Source organism: Pseudoalteromonas sp. N1230-9, assembly GCF_032716425.1.
Taxonomy (GTDB): Bacteria; Pseudomonadota; Gammaproteobacteria; order Enterobacterales; family Alteromonadaceae; genus Pseudoalteromonas.
Map to the genome: position 1 here is coordinate 347791 of NZ_CP090419.1, position 20474 is coordinate 368264.

General features: G+C 39.3%; 19 protein-coding genes and 1 tRNA gene. 19 read left to right on the forward strand and 1 reads right to left on the reverse strand.

Features of this window, described 5'->3' with window-relative positions; all coding sequences use genetic code 11:
- The first annotated feature begins 3 nt into the window (after positions 1-3).
- Together LY624_RS01685 and LY624_RS01690 are read left to right on the forward strand one after the other, a co-directional pair.
- Complete coding sequence (locus LY624_RS01685; RefSeq protein WP_193988202.1) at positions 4-567, forward strand: acyltransferase; 564 nt, start codon at positions 4-6, stop codon at positions 565-567.
- On the forward strand, positions 552-1562 hold the full coding sequence (locus tag LY624_RS01690; RefSeq protein WP_341803722.1) for a glycosyltransferase: 1011 nt from the start codon (positions 552-554) through the stop codon (positions 1560-1562). The genes LY624_RS01685 and LY624_RS01690 overlap by 16 nt, the downstream gene beginning before the upstream one ends.
- 247 nt (positions 1563-1809) lie before the next feature.
- Here LY624_RS01690 and LY624_RS01695 read toward each other — a convergent pair.
- Positions 1810-1885: transfer RNA gene (locus LY624_RS01695), tRNA-His, on the reverse strand.
- Positions 1886-2163: 278 nt separating this feature from the next.
- Here LY624_RS01695 and LY624_RS01700 point away from each other — a divergent pair.
- From LY624_RS01700 to LY624_RS01780, 17 genes are all read left to right on the forward strand, one after another.
- The gene (locus LY624_RS01700; RefSeq protein WP_062567247.1) at positions 2164-2994 is read left to right on the forward strand and encodes a mechanosensitive ion channel family protein; all 831 of its coding nucleotides are present in this window, start codon (positions 2164-2166) and stop codon (positions 2992-2994) included.
- A 23-nt stretch (positions 2995-3017) separates the two neighbouring features.
- Positions 3018-3797: a DUF481 domain-containing protein gene (locus tag LY624_RS01705; protein ID WP_130151602.1), complete on the forward strand. Its 780-nt coding sequence runs from the start codon at positions 3018-3020 to the stop codon at positions 3795-3797.
- Positions 3798-3905: 108 nt separating this feature from the next.
- Positions 3906-6596 carry an SLBB domain-containing protein gene (locus LY624_RS01710; protein WP_341803723.1) on the forward strand — a complete coding sequence of 897 codons (2691 nt, stop codon included), beginning with the start codon at positions 3906-3908 and terminating at the stop codon, positions 6594-6596.
- An 8-nt stretch (positions 6597-6604) separates the two neighbouring features.
- On the forward strand, positions 6605-7639 hold the full coding sequence (locus LY624_RS01715; RefSeq protein ID WP_341803724.1) for a nitroreductase family protein: 1035 nt from the start codon (positions 6605-6607) through the stop codon (positions 7637-7639).
- 76 nt (positions 7640-7715) lie between these two features.
- Positions 7716-8111, forward strand: coding sequence for a type II secretion system major pseudopilin GspG (gene gspG, locus LY624_RS01720; protein ID WP_341803725.1), 396 nt, complete (start codon positions 7716-7718; stop codon positions 8109-8111).
- Entirely contained in the window at positions 8108-9766 is a 1659-nt protein-coding gene (locus LY624_RS01725; protein ID WP_130151606.1) for a GspE/PulE family protein, read from the forward strand. The genes gspG and LY624_RS01725 overlap by 4 nt, the downstream gene beginning before the upstream one ends.
- The gene (locus LY624_RS01730; RefSeq protein WP_237119801.1) at positions 9766-10965 is read left to right on the forward strand and encodes a type II secretion system F family protein; all 1200 of its coding nucleotides are present in this window, start codon (positions 9766-9768) and stop codon (positions 10963-10965) included. Before LY624_RS01725 ends, LY624_RS01730 begins: the two co-directional genes overlap by 1 nt.
- Positions 10949-11356 carry a type II secretion system protein gene (locus LY624_RS01735; protein ID WP_237119800.1) on the forward strand — a complete coding sequence of 136 codons (408 nt, stop codon included), beginning with the start codon at positions 10949-10951 and terminating at the stop codon, positions 11354-11356. The genes LY624_RS01730 and LY624_RS01735 overlap by 17 nt, the downstream gene beginning before the upstream one ends.
- Positions 11346-11747, forward strand: coding sequence for a PilW family protein (locus LY624_RS01740; protein WP_130151609.1), 402 nt, complete (start codon positions 11346-11348; stop codon positions 11745-11747). Before LY624_RS01735 ends, LY624_RS01740 begins: the two co-directional genes overlap by 11 nt.
- A complete protein-coding gene (locus tag LY624_RS01745; protein ID WP_130151610.1) occupies positions 11741-12448 on the forward strand; it encodes a prepilin-type N-terminal cleavage/methylation domain-containing protein in 708 nt (235 codons plus the stop codon). Before LY624_RS01740 ends, LY624_RS01745 begins: the two co-directional genes overlap by 7 nt.
- Position 12449: 1 nt before the next feature.
- Positions 12450-13346, forward strand: coding sequence for a general secretion pathway protein GspK (locus LY624_RS01750; RefSeq protein WP_341803726.1), 897 nt, complete (start codon positions 12450-12452; stop codon positions 13344-13346).
- A complete protein-coding gene (locus LY624_RS01755) occupies positions 13343-14467 on the forward strand; it encodes a hypothetical protein (RefSeq protein WP_341803727.1) in 1125 nt (374 codons plus the stop codon). Before LY624_RS01750 ends, LY624_RS01755 begins: the two co-directional genes overlap by 4 nt.
- Positions 14460-15041 carry a hypothetical protein gene (locus tag LY624_RS01760; RefSeq protein ID WP_130151613.1) on the forward strand — a complete coding sequence of 194 codons (582 nt, stop codon included), beginning with the start codon at positions 14460-14462 and terminating at the stop codon, positions 15039-15041. Before LY624_RS01755 ends, LY624_RS01760 begins: the two co-directional genes overlap by 8 nt.
- Positions 15038-15535 carry a hypothetical protein gene (locus LY624_RS01765; RefSeq protein WP_130151614.1) on the forward strand — a complete coding sequence of 166 codons (498 nt, stop codon included), beginning with the start codon at positions 15038-15040 and terminating at the stop codon, positions 15533-15535. The genes LY624_RS01760 and LY624_RS01765 overlap by 4 nt, the downstream gene beginning before the upstream one ends.
- The gene (locus LY624_RS01770) at positions 15516-17591 is read left to right on the forward strand and encodes a secretin N-terminal domain-containing protein (RefSeq protein ID WP_341803728.1); all 2076 of its coding nucleotides are present in this window, start codon (positions 15516-15518) and stop codon (positions 17589-17591) included. Before LY624_RS01765 ends, LY624_RS01770 begins: the two co-directional genes overlap by 20 nt.
- Positions 17592-18320: 729 nt before the next feature.
- Positions 18321-19733, forward strand: a complete 1413-nt coding sequence (locus tag LY624_RS01775; protein WP_341803729.1) for a hypothetical protein — start codon at positions 18321-18323, stop codon at positions 19731-19733.
- 194 nt (positions 19734-19927) lie between these two features.
- A complete protein-coding gene (locus tag LY624_RS01780; protein WP_341803730.1) occupies positions 19928-20470 on the forward strand; it encodes a hypothetical protein in 543 nt (180 codons plus the stop codon).
- The last annotated feature ends 4 nt before the right edge of the window (positions 20471-20474 follow it).

Consider the following 20474-nt stretch of genomic DNA (forward strand, 5'->3'; position numbering starts at 1 on the left):
AATATGGCTTTTTATACACAAATTGAATTAGAAGCTTTGGGATTCAAGCATGTAGGTAAGAATGTCAAATTGTCAAAATTAGCATCTATTTACAATGCGGCAAACATAGAAATTGGCGATAACAGTAGAATCGACGACTTCTGCGTTTTATCAGCGGGAAAAGAGGGAATTAGTATAGGTAAGTACGTGCATATTGCTGTTTATACATCATTAATAGGTGCAGGAAGAATTACGATGGAGGACTATACATGTCTGTCATCAAGGTGTTCAGTATACTCTAGTAATGATGACTATTCAGGCGAATATATGACGAACCCAACGGTTCCAAGTCAATATACCAATGTTAGTCATGCACCGGTTACAATCAAAAAGCATAGTTTAATTGGAGCTGGAAGCATTATTTTGCCAGGTGTGATAATTGAAGAGTGCGTTGCAGTTGGTTCTCTATCTTTGGTCAATAAATCTCTTGAGGCTGGTTTTGTATATGCAGGGCAACCCGCTAAAAAAATCAAGCAACGCAGCAGAAATTGTGAAACGCTGGAAAATGAATTATGTTCGAAAAACTAGTCGCACCTTGCGAGGAAGAGGTTACTAAACACTGGTTATATGCTGATCAAGTTTTCACTTCGATTATTTGCACAACATTTAATCAAGAAAGCTATATCCGCGATACAATTGAAGGTTTTCTAGCTCAAGTTACAGAGTATCGGTTTGAGATTATTATTCACGATGATCTCTCTACTGATAACACGCGGGCTATCATCCAAGAGTACCAGCAAAAATACCCATCAATAATTAAACTCATACTACAAGATGTAAATCAGTTTTCGATCAACATTAACTTGCCCTTCAAACATTCGTTAGCAATTGCGCAAGGAGAATATGTTGCCCTTTGTGAAGGGGATGATTTTTGGGTGGATAGTAGTAAGTTGCAGAGGCAGATTCTGGCACTCAAAAAACATAACGATCTGAACCTATGTGTACACAATGCATACATTATAAACTCTGAAGAGGAGCCACACTCTTCATACCAGTTTCCTACACGAAAAGAAGCTACTCATATCATTGATTATGCTGAAATATACAAAGTACACTCACAGTTTTGCCCAACAGCATCAATGTTTATAAGAAAAAGTGTCTTGGATAACTTACCTAGCTTTTTTTATGATGCGCCAATCGGAGACTTTTTCCTGGAGGCTTTCTCTGGAATTAATGGAATTGTTTATCTACATGAAAAAATGAGTGTCTACAGACGTGAAAGTCAGAACTCTTGGTCTTCTGAAACAGTAAATAATACCGTGAAATTAAAAAAGCATAACTTACGCATGATAGAGTCTCTCGATAAACTAGAGCGTTACCTTGAGCCTGAATATTCTCGTAATGTAAAAATAAGAAAACAATACATATTTGGCCAATTGTGTACTCAAAGCGTGTTGCAAAATAAATATTTAGAGTCAGTAAAATACTTTAATAAATATCGTGCACAAGGCGCAGCTTTTAAATCACTGTTGAGTTTACTGTATCGTTGTTCTAAAACGCTATTTATGAGACGTGCATTTTAGATATTACAGCTTCAACAAAACTAACCTGCAGCGAAAAGGCTACTTAGTATCTAGTAAGTAGCCTGAAAATGACATTATATTTATTATTAGGGCTTAGAGCTTATTTTTAGGGGGAGAGCTTTTAATCTTATTGCTACAAAAACGCTACTTTCAAATAGGGAATTTTGTCGACACTGCGCACTTCAAAGAAGTTTAAAAAGTAAGTGAAATTTAATTTGATAAATAAGGATATTTATAGAGGAAAAAGTGGGGCGACTGATGGGGCTTGAACCCACGACAACCGGAATCACAATCCGGGGCTCTACCAACTGAGCTACAGCCGCCACTGAGATACACCTCGATTGGTGTGGCGCGCATATTACATAATTAATATCACCTTGTGAAGCCCTAAATAGAAAAAACTATAAAAAAGTTTCTTTGCTCAGAAAATTCAGAAATGGCTATTTAGTCAGTTGGTGTTCAGTTTTGCGGATTAGACTTTCGCCTTCTGCAATAGAGCAATCACTCATTTTTTAATCTGTCTGTAATTTAATGATTTTTTAATCAAAGATCATATATAATTTGTACAGCGTTATGCTAAAAATGAACTTCAGGAGAGAACATGGATACTATAATGAACTGGATCAATGAGAATTCAGGTTTAATCATACATTACGCCATTCAAGGTGTGTTGGCGCTAATTATTTTCCTTATCGGTGGCCGTATCGCAAAGTTTTGTGAAGGGTTAACTGAAAAAGCTTTCGACAAGAAAAAAGTGGATAAAGCGGTAGGTTCATTTGTAGCAAGCATTGTGTATGCGATCGTATTTGCTGCAACAATCCTAATGGCACTTTCGCAATTAGGTATTGAAACAACATCATTCATCGCTATTTTAGGTGCGGCTGGTTTAGCGGTCGGCTTAGCACTGCAAGGTTCATTATCTAACTTCGCATCAGGTGTACTGATCATCTTACTTCGTCCTTTCAAATCAGGTGACTACGTTGAGGCTGGTGGCAAAGCAGGTACAGTTAAAAAGATTGAGATCTTCTCTACAGAGTTACGCACGCCTGATAACAAAGTGATTATCATGCCAAACTCAAAAATCATGGGCGATGCTATTATTAACTACTCACGCGAATCAACACGTCGTATCGATCTAGTGATTGGTGTTGGCTATGATGCAGATCTAAAAGAAGCAAAAGCAGTGCTAAAATCAGTGCTTGATAAAGAAGAGCGTTTACTTAAAGACCCTGCTTATACAGTTGCTGTGTCTGAACTTGCTGATTCAAGTGTTAACTTTGTTGTGCGTCCGTGGGTCAACTCGTCTGATTACTGGCCAACGTACTTTGATCTAGTAGAAAACATTAAGATCGCATTAGATGATGCAGACATCACTATCCCATTCCCGCAAATGGATGTTCATTTGCATAAAGAAGACGCAAGCGTCAAATAAAAAGCAGTAAAGGTTATTTTTTAATGAAATTAAAAGCTTTATCAATTCTAGTTGCAGCATCAGCTGCAACTAGCGCATTCGCAGCAGACGAAACGAAAACGTGGGATGTAACCAGCGAATTGGGTGCAATTATCACTAGCGGTAATACTGAAACAACCACATTGAAAGGCGGTATTAAGGTATTACACAATCTTGAAAGCTGGAATAACGAATATAAACTTGACGGTCTTTATAAAGAAGATGAAGTTGAGAATGATGCGGGCGAAAAAGAAACGCAGCGTACTAATGAAAAGTACTCATTCTCTGCGCAAGGTAACTATAAATTAAACGAAAAGCACTCACACTTATTCATCTACGGCTCGCACGTATCTGATTATTTTGGTGCATATCGTAACGAAACAGTTATCTCAGCAGGTTACGGTTTACGTTTAATCGACCGTTCAGACATGTGGCTGAACGCTGAAATTGGTCCAGGTTATAAATACTTCCAATACCCTGATGACAGCACTGAAATGGATGACAACGGTAATTCACTTGCCGGTGAGCGCGAAGGTGAAGTCATTGCGTTAGGTAAAGTTGATTACAACTGGCAAATTTCAGAAAGCGCACGTTTTACTCAGCTTGTATCTGTGGAATACGGTGATACAAATACCAAAACACGCTCTGAATCAGCTATTTTGGCGAAAATCAACGGCTCTCTACAAATGAAAGTGGCGTATAACATCACCCATAACTCAGATGTAGCAGACGACAAAGAAAATACCGACACAGAAACATCATTAACGTTAGTTTATAGTTTCTAAGCGCTTTAATTTAAGATTGAATGGGTAAACTTGTTTACCCATTTTTTTTGCTTAAAAAATGATGTAGTATGCGGCGGTTAATCTTTATTTTCTTAGAAGGGAAACTTTGTGAAGTTTTTTAGGCTTGTAATCGCTCTTTTTATATCGCTTTTATTTATAACAGAAGCGCACTCCGTCACTCCGACCAAGCAGCAAATTGAACAATTTAAAAAGCTACCTAAATCACAGCAAGAAGCTATAGCAAAGAAATATGGCTTGGATATAAGCATGCTGGATTCTACCAATAAGGATGGCGAATCGCTTGACGATGAGAATAACAGCTCAGTGATGCCAAGAGATTTATTCGGTGAGAAAAAAGATAATAAAGAAGAACTCACGGATGAAGAAAAATTCAAACCTCAACCTGATGAACTTAAGCCTTTTGGTTATGAGTTGTTTTCAGGTGAACCTACAACATTTGCGCCAACAGAGAGCGCGCTGGTACCAGACACCTATATTGTAGGCTCTGGTGACACATTAACGGTTAACCTATTTGGTAAAGAAGCATCAACAGAAGAGGCAACGATTGACCGTGAAGGGCGCTTAACGGTTGGTTCGCTTAAGCCTGTGACTGTCGCAGGTATGCAGTATGCTGATGTAGTTCAGTTAATTAAAGCAAAAGTTCAGCAAGAAATGATTGGTGCAGAAGCATTTGTATCAATGGGTAAAACACGTTCGATTCGAATCATGGTGTTAGGTGAATCTTATAAACCAGGCGCTTACACGGTTCCTTCACTTGCTTCGATTACCCACGCTCTGTTTGTTAGTGGTGGTATTTCAGAAATTGGTTCGTTACGTAATATACAGCTAAAAAGAGCAGGCAAAACGGTCACTACTCTTGACTTATACAACCTACTTATTAAAGGTGATAGCAGTAACGATGTCATCTTAAAGCCTGGCGATGTGGTATTTATTCCGCCTGTAGGTATGCAAGTAACGGTTGATGGTGAAGTACGTCGTCCTGCTATTTTTGAATTAAAAGAAGGCGAGTCTAGTCAAGATCTTATTGCCATGGCAGGTGGTTTTAGTGCCGCTGCGTTCCCTCAAAAATCAGTGGTAGAACGTTATACAGGTCATAGCTCAAAAACTGTATTGCAATTAAATCTATTCGACAAAAACGCCTATACACCAAAAAATGGTGACACGGTAAAAGTGCCTTCATCAAGCCAAGAGCTAGACGATGCGGTGACTCTAATTGGTGCAGTTTCTCATCCTGGTAACTATTCATGGCATGAAGGTAAAACGGTTAGCCAGTTATTTAACTCGCTTAAATCTGATTTACTGCCAATTGCTGATTACGATTACTCACTCATTGTACGTGAAATTAATGTTCGTGGTGATATTGAAGTCCATCAGTTTTCTCTTTTAGATGCAGTAAATGGTAAGCAAGATTTAGAGCTTAAGCCGCGTGATATCGTTGTGGTATTTAGCCGTTTTCAATCAATTGAAAGTGAAGAAAATGCTTTAAACACAATGGCACTTACTAAAGAGCAGTTAAAGCAGCAAGAAAAAATCAGATTATGGGATGAATATGAAGAGCGTAAGTTTTATGAGTTCATCGACTTAGGCTCGTCATTCGATAAAGAATTAGCACTTAGTGTCGCTGAAGAAGAAGAGGAAGAAGTTTTATCAATTACAGAAATGCTCACAAACAAAGATGAATTAGAAGATGATGAGTATGCTGTATTTAGCCGTAAGAAATTACTAAAACCAATTTTAGCCAAGTTAAATCAGCAAGCAACTAAAGACAGTGGCTTGCAGATTATTGGTGTGCGTGGTGAAGTATTTTACGAAGGCGTGTATCCGATGCCTGTTAATGCGGACGTACATGATGCGATTGCAGCTGCTGGTGGCTTAAAAGAGTCTGCTTTTTTACAAAATGCTGAGGTAACGCGATTCGCAGAAAGCTCAGACTTACAGCATATTAGTATTGATTTATCGACCTTAAATACAAAACAAGGCACAGAGCATTTTGCTTTAGAAAGTAAAGATACAATCAATGTTTACCCAATTCCTAATTGGCAGCAAGACAGAAAAATTAATATTCTTGGCGAAGTTAAATTCCCAGGGATTTACAGCATTGCAAAAGGTGAAAGCTTATCGAGCGTAATCAAACGTGCCGGTGGCTTTACTGATTTTTCTTTCCCTGAAGGGGCGGTATTTACCCGTGAAGCAATCAGACTACAACAACAGCAGCAATTAAATAAAATATCAGAAGACCTACGTCGTGATATTGCGTCTAAAAGTTTCAACAACTCAATTACTGATGCATCACTTTCTTATCAAGATATGGACAGCTTGATTAAAGACTTAGCTAAAGTGAAAGCGGTTGGCCGACTGGTTATCGATTTACCAGCCATTGCCAGCGGTAAACGTGATTTACAAGTTGAAGACAGTGATGTGTTGTATGTTCCTTCAAAACGTAACAGTGTTGATGTTGTGGGTGAAGTAAACTTCTCAGGTTCGCATTTATATCAAAATGAACTGAGCTTAGATGACTATCTAACACGCAGTGGTGGATTAAAACCGCGTGCTGATGAAGACCGCATCTACATTATAAAAGCCAGTGGCCTAGTAGAAGTACCAAACCGAGGTTCTTGGTTTGCGGTTAATAACGAATTTGAGCTATCACCTGGGGATACAATTGTTGTACCTCTTGATACCGATTACATTGATAACTTAACTCTTTGGAGTTCAGCAACACAAATTATGTATCAAATGGGTGTAGCGGTTGCCGCAATTAGCTCATTAGGTAACTAGACTATTTGATGAAAGCTTATGTAATCAAATTACTTAAACGTGTAATAGAGCAACTTCAAGTTGCTCTATTACCTTTATGCAGTAAATCACCAGTACTGTCTGGCTTGTATTTTACTTTTTTCTCACGAGATTTTTTTTACGAGCACCAAGCAATACTTAAAGCTCGTCTTGCATATAGCAATCAACAAGGCATGCATGGTAAATCAAGTGCCTTATTAAGACGCAATATACATCGCTTAGAAAAGGGGCTCATAATGCAGCCTAGGCGTAGTGTATTTGCACTCGATTATTTAACAGAGACATTAACGGCTTACCAACTTGCAGTAACCCAATCAAATGTGGAACAGTCAGAATTGCAATGGGCAACGGATGTTCTCAGCGAGTATTTTTCTGTTGTAGATAAACAGCATTCAACTATCGCAAAAAATTATGCTGTATTTCAGCAGCTATCTACGGTATATAGCGGTTTGAAAAAGCCGTACGCTTACCAACAAAAAGAGCCACACCAAGTTAGCTATGAGCAGTTTTTAGCGTTAACCAAGTTTCGTACCTCTGTACGTTGGTTTGAGCAAAAGCAAGTTGAGCTAGAAAAAATTGAAAAAGCACTCGCTGCTGCACTGCAAGCGCCGAGCGCGTGTAATAGGCAGCCTTTCGAATTTTATTCTATTACAGAACAACCTTTGCTTAATAAACTGGCTAACTTACCAGGTGGGACGGCAGGGTTCGCAGACAATATTCCACATTTGATCGCCGTCGTTGGAGATTTATCGTATTATCCATTTTCGCGAGATCGGCATGTGATATATATAGATGGCTCGCTTGCATCCATGCAGTTTATGCTAGCACTTGAAACTTTAGGGTTGAGTAGTTGTCCTATCAACTGGCCTGAACTTATCACTTTAGATAAACGAGTCGCTAAGTTACTTGACTTACCGCAGTACAAGCGAGTTGTGATGTTCATTGCTGTAGGCTATCCCGCCAATTCAGGAATGATACCTTATTCAGATAAAAAGCAAGCGAAAGATATTTTAAAGCAGCTTTAATGCTTGAAAATTCGTTATATCGACAGCTATTTTCCTGCTTGATATACTCAAGCAAATTTAAATTTAAGGAGTTTTCATGAAAAAAAATAAAGGTTTCAGTTTAATGGAACTAATGATAGTGCTTATCATTCTTGGGCTATTAGGTTCTTTGGTTGCTCCTAAATTATTCTCAAAAGTAAGCTCATCGAAAATTAAAACTGCGGTTGCACAAATGCAGATGTTTGAAACAGCTATCGACACATATCGTTTAGATATGGGCACCGTGCCACCAACATTACAAGCATTACGTAGAAGCGAATCGGCAAGTTGGGATGGTCCTTACCTCCCAAAAGACATTCCGCTAGACCCGTGGGGCAAAGAATATATTTATAAAGTACCGGGTGAAAGCGGTGCACCTTATACCATTATGAGTTATGGCCTAGATGGACAACCTGGTGGTGAAGGTGAAAACGAGGATGTGATTCATAAATGATCGATCTTAGCCAATTACTTGCTGAGCAATTTAAAGTATCTGCCGCTGACATAGACAAAGCAAAGTCATATCAAAGTAGATACGATGGTAGGCTAGAGCAAATTTTAGTTAATATGGGCTGTTTAACTGAAGATGATTTAGCCCCTTTGTACAGTAAGTTATTAGGCTATCCGCTGTTTTCTGTCGATGACTATCCTAATTGGCAACTTCCTGAAGGGGTTGATGTAACACTACTTCAATCGCTCAAGGAACTAGATTGCGTATTACTTGAGGCGGGTGATGTATGGACTTTGGCCTGTAAGGACCCGCTTTCGTTATCGCTGGCACAGTTTATTCAGCAGCATGATGTCGATGTCAACATACTCGTTGCAACTGAGTCACAGCTACAAACCTTTTTTTACGAGATTCAAAGTACCTCAGAAAATAATATTGAGGATGATGAACTCACCGGTGATGAAGAGGCCAGATTAAGAGAGCTTGCTTCAGAAGCACCAACAGTAAACCTGTTAAACTCATTGATCACCAAAGCGCTGGCAAGAGGCGCGTCAGATATGCACCTTGAACCGCATCAAGGGCGCTTTCGTGTGCGCTATCGAATAGACGGTGTATTACATGAAGTAGATAAACTTGCGCCTAAAATGCAGTTACCTATCACAACGCGTCTAAAAATATTGTCAGGCATGGATATCGCAGAAAAGCGTCGTCCTCAAGATGGTAAAATAGAACTGCGTATCGCTAACCAAGAGCTTGATATACGTGTTTCTGCTTTACCGCTCAACGATGGTGAAAGTATTGTTTTACGTTTCTTATTAAAAGACTCAATTCGCTATGATATGTCGGTACTTGGTTTGTCTAATGACACACAAAATCTTATTCAGCAAGACCTACGTAAAACAACAGGGGTTATCTTGCTTACGGGCCCCACAGGTTCAGGTAAAACAACAACCCTTTACACGTTCTTAAATGAACTTAACCGCCCTGATGTCAAAATTATCACGCTTGAAGACCCAGTGGAGTACCAACTAGAAGGCGTAAACCAAGTACAAGTTAATAACGATATAGGGTTTAACTTTGCTGCGGGTTTACGTTCAATAGTACGTCAAGATCCAGACATTATCATGGTCGGTGAAATACGTGACGCAGAAACCGCTCGTATCGCTTTGCAGTCAGCATTAACAGGGCACTTAGTTTTTAGTACCGTGCACACCAATGACGCAGCAAGTGCTTACACCCGTTTGCTCGATTTAGGTGTTGAAGAGTTTTTACTTAATGCGGCGCTGGTGTCTGTTGTTGCTCAGCGTTTAGCTAGACGCCTATGTCAGCACTGTGCGACACCTTTAGAAGATACAAGCGAATTACTTGCCCAGTATCCGTTAGAACAAGTTGCTAAAAATGCCGCAATCAGTGAATTAAACATCAAGCAAGCTGTTGGCTGCGAACATTGTAATCACACCGGCTTTAAAGGCCGAATTGCGATTAACGAATATTTGCGATGCGATGACGAAATCAAACAACTGCCTAAAAATGATCAATTTATTTCTAAAGCACAAGCCCATAATGCGCAATTGAAGCGCCGTAACCTGATGCAAGATGGTTTGTATAAAGTGGTTACTGGCGTGACCACCATAGATGAAGTATTGCGGGTAGCAGGCTAATGGAATTTGAATATAAAGCCATTGATAACCAAGGGGCGCGGCATCAAGGTGTCGTCAATGCTGCCAGCCAAGCAGAGGCACAAAAAAAACTCCTCGCAGATGGTTTAAATGCATTATCTATTAAGCCTATAGCAAGTGCTTCAAGCATCAGTGGTTTATTTTCACAAAAAGTAAGCCTTGATCAGCTAGAGTTTTTTACTAGCGAGTTGGCGCTTTTGCTAGAAAGTGGCATACGTGTTGACCGCGGTATCGATATCATTAAAAAAGCAAATGGTCACCCAGCATTAACACGACTATTGAGTCAAATCTCGGCTTCTTTAAAAAAAGGCTCGTCACTGAGCGAAGCCTTTTCAGAACATGAGCATTTATTTGGACCTTTATATATCAGCTTACTGAAAATAGGTGAAACCTCGGGTAACTTACCAGAGGTGCTTAATCGCCTATCAAACGATTTGAAGTTTCAAAAAGACCTTCGCACACAAATTAGTACCGCGTTAACGTATCCAAGCGTTATCTTTTTTGTGTGTATTATGGCGGTTTATTTTGTGCTTACCTTTATTGTGCCAAAAATGTCGGGTATTTTTACCGACCTTAGCCAAGCGCCTTGGTACACACAAATGATCATCAATGTGAGTAACTTTTTTGTTGATTACCAAGTGATTATTATTGGCTCTGTGGTGGCCGCAATTATGGGATTGTCATATGGTTTAAAGCGGCCTGAGGTAAAAAACTGGTTTTACATAAAAATCTCGCGCTTACCAGGCATTGGCAGCGTAATTTTAACAGCAGAACGTATTCGCTTTTCGCAATCTATGGCGATGATGCTAGAGGCTGGCCTACAACTAGATACCACCTTAGAGCTCACTGCAAATACCTTAAAACACCCAGAACTGAAACGCGATGCAAAACTAGCGTTAAAACAGTTAAAAACGGGTAAGCAACTGAGCCAAGTATTAGAGAAAACACGTATTTTTCCTGACTTTTTCTTATCTATTATTAAAGTGGGTGAAGAGACAGGCCGACTACCTAGAGTGTTTTCTGAGGTTGCACAGCGCAGTAAAGCCGAACTTGAAAGTGTGATCAAAAAGCTGACGACTATGCTTGAGCCCATCATGCTTATTTTTATGGGGGGCTTTGTAGGTGGCATCGTCATAACAATGTTAATGAGTATGGTCTCTATTAATGATGTCCCATTCTAAAAAAGCCGCTGGCTTCTCACTTATTGAGCTAATGGTTGTAATGGCAATCATGGCAATTGTTATGGGTTTGACCGGCGGGTTAGTCACCAAAGCGGTTGATCAACAAACACGCCAAGTTGAATTGCAAAAAGTGAGGCAACTATTTAAACGCCTTAGTTACCAAGCTTACTACTCTGGTTTTCCTATTAATGTTCGTATGCAAGGCAGTGAGATTACGATTACAGTTAATCAGCAAGTATCAAGCATGCAATTTGAGCAATTAGTGTTTTCACCTAACGACTATCTAGTTGCGACTAACTCATTAGTGACCCCAAATAGTTATAAAATACTGCGCGCAGACACAATTCAAGAATACAAACTCGAGAGTATGTTTACCCCTTATGAAAACTAACCAAGGCTTCACCTTAATTGAAGTGCTCATAGCTGCGGTTATATTATTCTCATCGCTGGCAATAACAGCACAACTTTACAGTGCTAGCAGCTTATCTGCCGAAAAAGCAGCAAACACAGCTCAGTATTATCAAAGTGCTGAGCTTGTTATAACTAATATAAAGTCGCAGCTTAGAGAGCGTTATCAAACCACAAAACAAAAAGAGTACAGTGGTGTAACACAAGCTTTCGGTTTCGAATTTGAATGGCAGGCAACAACACAAACAATGATAACCCCGCCTATGGAAGTCGATGAAGACTTTCCGCCTGATGCTCGTTTTCCTATCTTTGTTGTTGAAGTAGAAGCACCAAAGTCTGGGCGCTCTTTTCAATTTAGGGTGGTTGCATGGTAAAGCAAAAAGGCTTTTCACTCATTGAGCTTATGATCGCCACAGCGCTGTTGTCTATGGTTATGTTTACAGGTTACTTTGCATACAGCCTATATACAGACAAATGGCAAAAGCGAGCGGACCATTTTTGGCAGCTTAACCAAAGTGCACTCGGTACAGAGGCAATTATAAGAACATTAGAAGCGGCAAGTGTATATATTGTTCGCGATCAAAAAGAGCAATTTTCAATATTATTTGCAGGCCAGCAAACTGAAATCACACTTGTCACCAACACAGGCTTATTTTCGAATGAAACTGCACTTATTAATATTAAAGCAATTGACCAAGATAACGGACTACAAAGCTTACTTTATAGTGAAATGCCTTTAAACAACACACTGTTGTTAAACTACCCAATAGAAGAAAATTGGCAGTACCAACATATCTTAGTAAACGACATTGCGAAGATAAATTTTCAGTTTTACGGCTGGGAAACCTTACAAAATGCCGTTGCTGGCAACCTTGATAGTGCTGAGCTATCAATTGGAGAAACGCGTGTTAAAAGGCGTTGGTATACAGAACATAACCTCCCTAACAACAGGCTTTTACCTAATAAGTTAGCGCTGTTTTTTGAAAATGAACAACAGCAAGTTACTCATATACAGGTTGATTTGATTAACGTTTCGTACCTTGACCTAGTTAGACATTTAAGGCTGGACGTTTAATATGAAAGCTCAGACAGGTATTGCGCTTATACAAGTCCTTATTATTTCCTTTATTTTGGCCTTATTAGGGATTTTTATTAATCAGTCGATACAACAACAAGTTAAAGTAACGCAGCAAATTCAAAACAAGTTTGCAATGCGTTTGGAGCTGGAAGAGGCCGAAACTCAGCTATTTTCAGCCTTATTAGCCCATAAAAAATACCCAGACACTAATAGTAATAACCAACTAGTTAAAAATTGGAACTTCTATGGTGAAGAGTTTAGATTAAGCGATTCAATATTTATAAGCTTAATGGACATGAAATCATTATTTAGTTTGAATATTTCAAGTCCTGATCTGATCAAAAATTTGTTAATTCAGCTCAATGTCGAAGAAAACACAGCACAAACCTTTGTAAGCTCGTTGACTGATTGGAAAGACGAAAACGATGTAAGTCGTGTCAATGGTGCTGAGGCCAGCTTCTATAAGCAGCAAGGTAAACGTTATGTTCCCCGTAATGGTTATTTACAAAGCGTAAATGAAGCGGCTCTTATTCGAGGCGCTGAACAAATACCGAAAGAATACTTTGCACGCTATTTCTCAACAGAAATGGTGACAGGTTTTAACCCAATTAACGCACCCGAGGCTATTTTAAAAGCGATAATAAAGGATGAATCGACAGCCAATAAAGTGTTGAAACGCAGAGCAGCAGGAACACTAACCAGTTATGACTTTTATTTGCTAACAGGTATTGAAGAAGGTGAGTTTATAAATTTTGTCACTGGCAGCAAAATAAGAGTACAATTACGTGTTGTTTTAAATGGTGCGCAGTTGAGCAAGCAATATATTTTAGATGCTACTCCACGTTCTTACATAAAACCTATGGTGTTCTCTCAAGTTAGCTGGAATAAATCGTGAAATTAAATCAACTTACAAAATCAAGATTATTAAACACGCAGCTTAAAAATACTTTAGGCTATCTCGCTAATGGGGGAATAACCCCTATTTATGAGGACTGCACTCACTTTAAGCCGTTTTTTCTAGTAGTTGCTAGAAAGCACTACAGCATCACTCGTAAAAGTTACCCTGCGCTTAACATGACAGAGCTAAAGGCATTACTGAAAATAAATCAACAACAATACAGTGATGTAAAGCCGTTAGTTGAAATAAAGCCCAACAAAGAAATTGATGGTTTTGATGTAACAACAATCGTATTTGATCAAGAGTGTGCAGCACTTGCTACAGGAAGCAAAGTGCTGATCCCTGAAACGGCTATTTTATCTAAGCAAAGCACGGCAGAAAAACAGCTTTTTGAGCTTACTACACCCCAAGGTGTATTGTTTTTTAGTCGTTCAGGCACAAGTACTCATAGTGCCTACTGTAAGGGACTCATTCAAAATATAGCGGCATATAAACACAGTATTGGTCTTGCTGATGACATAGAGCCAACAATTATTAGTCAATCCGCTTATTTTCAATTTTTGGCTGAGCAATTTAATGCATTAGCCATTGCTGATTTAGCTAAAGTAAGTGTATTTAATTACCAGCATAAAATTAAAAGTACGCAGCTACATGCTCTATACTGGGGGCCACTCATTAGTGTTACCTTGTACTTTGCTGTTATGGCTGGGTGGCAGTGGCTAAGTATTAATGCCACGAAGCAAGCAATTGAAAATCAAGCTGACAATGCTAATCAGTTATTATCACAAAAGCAGCAGCTTGATGATTTGAACAATAAAGTTACCTTACTAGAAACACAGGTTAAACAAAATCCGGCCGTTTTTTCAGACTGGGATATAGTCCACAGCGCATTAAGTACAGGCATGTTAATAGACAAGTTTTCATCACGCCAAGGAGTGATCACATTAAGTGGTGAATCTAAAAGCGCGAATACGACAATCGCTGCAATTGCTAAGTTATCTCAGGTTGATAGCGCCATTTTTAAATCAGGTGTGCGCAAGTACAGAGGTTCTGAAAAGTTTGAAATTGAGATAACCTTGCATACAGAAGTACCTGCAGGAGCAAAAGCGAATGGCTGAACTTATAAAATATAAGCATTATTTAATTGTCACCGCTGCTTTAATTTTTGGTTTATATATTACCGAACCATTAATGCTAGCCTACGATGAGCTTAAACAAACGAATACGCTTAATCAAAAGCGTGAAACTAAATTAACAGCCTTACTTTCTGAGCAGCAAGTACTCGCTGAGCAACTGGCGTTAGCCGAGCAAAATAAATCGAAGTTACAAGCTCTTATGTTTAATAAACCCTCGGAGAGCGACTTTAAACTCACGGCTCAAACACTTTTGGAGTCAACCTTAGAGCCTGTAAATTGCTCAATAGAGCGGGTTGCGTGGCGAGGCGAAACACCAATAAATGAAAACATTAGCCAGTGGCGACTCAATGTACGCTTCAACGGTGATGCATTATGTGTTGTAAAGGCCACTAAAAAGCTGGAGTCATTAACGCCTTTAATACGCTTTGCAGAATATAATTTTACCAGCCGAGAGTGGAATGGAAGTACAACACAGTCATTAACGGGTGATATTGATCTTATTATGTGGAATAACCGTCAAGTGCTCCAACCACAAGAACAGGAGCCAGCAGCATGAATTGGATAATCGCAGCCATCTCTGTTATGAGTGTCATGTTCTTTGCTGTTCCTGAATTGCTTGACTCAAGCACTGAGCAATCCAGTAATAGTACTGATATTGCAGCATTAACTATTTCTGAGTCAGCATTAAAACAAGATTCACCGTCGTTATTATTAACTCAATTGCAAAACGAAGCAGACAGCATAAAACGCCAGCAACTGGCTGAGCAAAAGCAAGCTGAGAGCAAAAGTAAAAAAACAGCGGCTGAAAATGAACTCGTATTCGGCGATCAGGTTTTTCATTTATTAGGTATTTTTAACCAGCAGAACAAAGTGTTTGTGATTATAAAAAATGACCAACAGCAGTTAGTAAAAGCCACATTAGGTGATACACTGGGCGGCAATGTAAAGTTAATTGCTGTAACAAATAACACCATTACCCTTGCAAACGAAACACAAACAAAAGAATTTAAACTTTTTCAACGGCAGTCTCATGAACAATCACCTTCATAAATCAAGCGCATTACTTTTTGCTATTTTATTTTTTAGCACTGGCTGTGCTTCATTAATTGATCCGACTAGCAGTACGCGTGCAGAAAAAGTCGATGTAGCAAACTCTTTCTTAAAAGAAGATACACAGCTGCAAACAGGCGATGAAGTACCGAACGCTTCTGAACAAGACGATGAAGAAAAAAACACTTTCACGCGACTTAACCGCATTGACGAAAATGCTAGCGTAAAGCTCGAAATTGATTTGTCGCGCCAGTTTTCAAACCAAGCCAGTTATCAGGTGTCGGTTAATGAGTTACCGTTAAACGATTTTATTCACTACACCCTAGGTGAGTTATTACAGGTTTCTTATTACATTGAGCCGTCTGTTAAGTCAGCTAAAACACCTATCACGTTAGAGCTAAAAGAAAAAGTATCGGCAAAGCGTTTGTTTCAGTTGTTTCAAGAAATACTCTCACAAAATGGGGTGAATATTACCCTAAATGATGACGTGTTTTATGTATTTCCTGAACCCAAAAAAGGTAACCAATCAGATGTTGCTTATGGCTTTGGCCGCACCCCAGAGTCTGTTCCTAATGTGTCAGGAAAAATTATTCAAGTTGTGCCAATGAAATACGGTGTGTCGGTTAGCATGCGAACCATGTTTTCAGCATTAGTAGATGCGCGTATTTCGGTGGATCAAGAGCAAAACACATTAGAAATACAAGGCAAAAGAACACAAGTATTAAGAGCCTTATCGCTCGTTGAGCTTATAGACACGCCCGCGCTTGGTAATAAAGCAACGGCATTACTTAGTTTCAATTATATTGACTCGACAACCTTTATTGAAAAAGTGACTGAGCTACTTGAGCAAGAAGGAATTGCAACAAGCTCGTCAAGAAGTAACTCAGCAACCTTAAAGTTTGTACCGCTTGAGCACTTAGGTCAAATCGTTGTATTTGCGACTGCAAATGAAATACTTGACCGCGTTGAATATTGGGCCAATCAGCTTGATAAACCAGCCACAGGGGCTGAACAAAGCTTTTATATTTACCACCCTAAATATGCACGGGCTTCTGACTTAGGGCAAAGCCTAGCACCATTATTAGGGGGCACTTTTAAAAGTAAGAAAACAGCTGAAAAAGCAAGTACCGATGCGCCAACACCTGATAATGCGTCACCTAAAACACCAGCAAATACAGTAAGTAGCATTGAAGGCGATGGTATTCGCTTGGTTGTGGATGAGCGCGCTAATGCCCTTATTTTTTACTCGACAGGGCAATATTACCAAGAGCTACAACCTATAATTCGCCAGCTCGATATAATGCCTAAGCAAGTAATGATGGAAGTGGTGATTGCTGAGGTCAAGCTTACCGGCAGTTTTTCTAAAGGTGTGCAGTATGCAATAGAAAGCGGCGAAGCCACAGGCCGTCAAGAAAGCTTTAGCTTTAACACCGAAGGTGAAGGGGCATTTAATTACTCGATTGTTGGTTTACCTGGCAATATAAGCGTGAACTTATCGCAAACAGATGGCCTTGTTAATGTGCTCTCGCGTCCAACCCTACTGGTACGCGATGGCGTAGCTGCCAATATTAGCGTGGGTGATGACATACCAACCGTTGGTAGCACCACTACCGACCCAATTAGTGGTGATCGCCAAACTACAGAGGTGGAATACCGTAAAACCGGTGTTGATTTAACGGTAACGCCAACCATTAATGCCCAAGGCACGGTGATTATGACCATTCAGCAAAATATTTCGAATATATCGCCAGACAGTAGTGGGGCAGGAAATAACCCGTCTATTTTTGAGCGTACCTTAAACACAGAGGTCGTGGCTGGCAACGGCCAAACAGTGATGCTGGGCGGCTTAATTAGTGAAAACAAATCAAACGGTGCCTCATCAGTGCCATTTTTTGGTGACCTACCTGTGCTTGGCCACTTATTTAGAACAGACAGCAGTAGCTCAGATAAAACTGAGTTAGTAATATTAGTCACCCCTAAAATCGTACAAAATAAAGAAGACTGGCAACGCGTAAAAGACAGCTTTATTAAAGGCTTAGAAAATATTACCTTTTAATTGTTGTAAATTGCTAAAGTAATGTGAGTAGAGTGACGATATGAATGTTAAGGTGCCGTTTGATGAGTGTCTCGCTAAACGGCCTCACTTTTTTATTAGAGTGGTTGTAAGCTTTTTATGCTAAAGGTTATTTTATAATTGCTACTAAATGGTCAAATTAAAATTTTAATTGTGTAATTGCTCTAATTGTGCAAAAAAAGTGCTAAATAGCTGTAAAAGTGGCAAAATTGTATAAATAATCACTTGAAAAGATGTGCCTTAAAAGATAACTTTAGATTGTTCAGTCAAAGTTAAGTTACGTAATAAAAAAGCGGTAATAAAACGACAACTGTGCGTACTAAACAACATTACATAAAACTGTAATGTAGGCTTGTTATAAGGTGCATGTTTGCCTTAAATCAAAAATGATTTAAAAATGCATGCCAGTAACAATTTTATACTTGGGTTAGTTATTCGTTATATGCAATAATCAATTGTAAATAACAGGTGAGTGTTAGGTAGGTTTGTTGTAAAAAGTATTAAAAGCTGTTTATAGCAAGCAAAATTCATATTAAAAGTAGTTTAAATTGTGAACAAAGTTGCAATTTAGCTGTAATTACTTGACATCTCTATAATAAGCCCTTAAATTTGCATTGATCTGGCAAACCTCCAGCCGGAACAATAAAAAATCTTGGTGTATTGCCTTCATTAACAATATGCCAGTTTCATGAAACTAGGAGAATGGAAATAATGAAACTATTCAAAAAAGCACTATTAGCTACGGCTATCTTTGGTGCAATGGGTGCACAAGCTGCTACAGTATCAAGCGATCCACTAAAGCTTTCTGCTGAAGGTGTTGCTGCAGGTCTTACAGCTGAAAATGTTGCTTTTGACGTTGACTTCGTAGTTAAAAAATTAACTCCAGCTGCATCAACTGTTACATTAACTTTTGACGACGCTGTTGATCTTTCTGATCTTGAGACTCTAGTTGGTACAACTGCGGTTGATATCACTAATGATCCAGCAACTGGTACTGGTGTTATCGATTCAGCTGGTGACGGTACTGGTACTGTTTACCTAACTTTCAGCTACGGTACTGGTTCATTCACATTTGACCGTTTAGTTGTTGATGCTGATGCAGGTACTATTTCTTTCGAAGTTAACCTAGGTAACCCAATCACAGCTGAATCTGCGTTCCGTTTAAGCGCATCAGTAGATGCTGGTGTTGACTTCTCTGGTGCTTCACAAATCGCTTACGCTTCTGAAGAATCAGACGGCACTGCTATCGAAACTGGTGTTGGTACTCTAGCTACTACTACATCACAGTTCGATTTCGCTGTAACTGCACCTTTCGACGGTCGTATTGAGCGTGTTGCACAAACAACTTTCGCTAAAAACGGTAACAACCTAACAGTAAGCGATGCAGCTTACGATACACTTGGTTACTACCTTGTTGATAACGCAGACAACCTAGAAGCATCTCTAATCGTTACTTCTGCAACTGTTGAGCTTGAAGGTGACTTTGACAACGGCGTAACTGGTTCTCCAGTTGTTGGTGGTGATCCTGCGACTGTAGGTCAATTCACACCTGCTGCTACTTTCTCAACGTCTCAAGACAGCCTAACATTTACTGCTGTTACACCTTCTACTGATGGTGCAAAAACTGCTGGTACTTTAGTATTTGATAATACTACAAATACAACAGTTGTTATCCCTCAAACTGGTGATATCGCTGCATCTGCTACTCTTGCAGTATCAAATGGTTCAGCTGCAACTCTTGAAATCGCTACTAACGTTGACGCTGGTGAGTGGGCTCTTGACGCACTAGTAATCAACATCCCTTACTTCCCAGTAGGTTTTGAAGGTCTTTCAACTTCTGTACACTTTGCAAACGAGTCAGCTAACGATGCAGACGTAATCGTAACTGCAATCGACCAAGCTGGTAACGAGTACGATGGTACTATCGCTGACCTAGCTGGTGATACAGTAACTAAAGTATCTCAAGTAGCTATCATGGAAGCTCTAGGTGCTCCTGCTGGTTCTAAGTTAAGCGTTACTTTCAACATCAACGCTAACGATGGCGACGTTAATGCATACGCATTCAGCAACGCTGGTACTGGTCGTCAAGCACTAGTAACTTCACAAGAAAAAGGTATCAAGTAATTAATATTACTTAATCTTTTTTGAAAAAACCCAGCTTAGGCTGGGTTTTTTATTTTTTAGCATTTAAAAACAATCAAAAATACCTCTCTGATTTTTTCCTATCATACTTGCCCACAGGCGCAGTTATTAATATGATGGCGACTTCGCAACATGGGCTTTTAAAGCCTCTAAACTACCTTAAGGATAATGACACGATGTACAAAGCACTCTTATTTACCGCTTCTTTATTGGTTTCAGGTGTGGCGGTTGCAAATGATAGCGCATGCCAATTTGATATTAAATTTTCTTCATTACCTAAAGTTAATTCACAAACGGTGAACGCCTCGCCGACGGTTAAGGTGGATATAAAGCAATACCTTGCAACTAAGGTAGTAAAAAGGACAAAGATAGCTTCAAATGTGGTATGTCAGCACTTAACGGGGCATGCTTATACTGGCTCAGAGCAAGAATGGGCGGGGTTTATTGATAACGGTATAAAGGGCTTACTACAATCAGGTGTGACTGATGTACAGTTTACGAAAGTCGGTACGAATGAGGCTGTGTATAACGGTGAACTTGCCAATATAGAATATATTTTTACTGGTGATAATGGCGGTAATAAGCAAGTGATTCATAACCTTGCATTACTAGATAAGAAAAATAACCAAGTAATTACCATTTCTGTTAGCGGTAATGAGCGTGTCAGTGATGAAATTAAAAGCGAATACACTAAACTGGTAAATTCATTTAGCCTTTAATGCT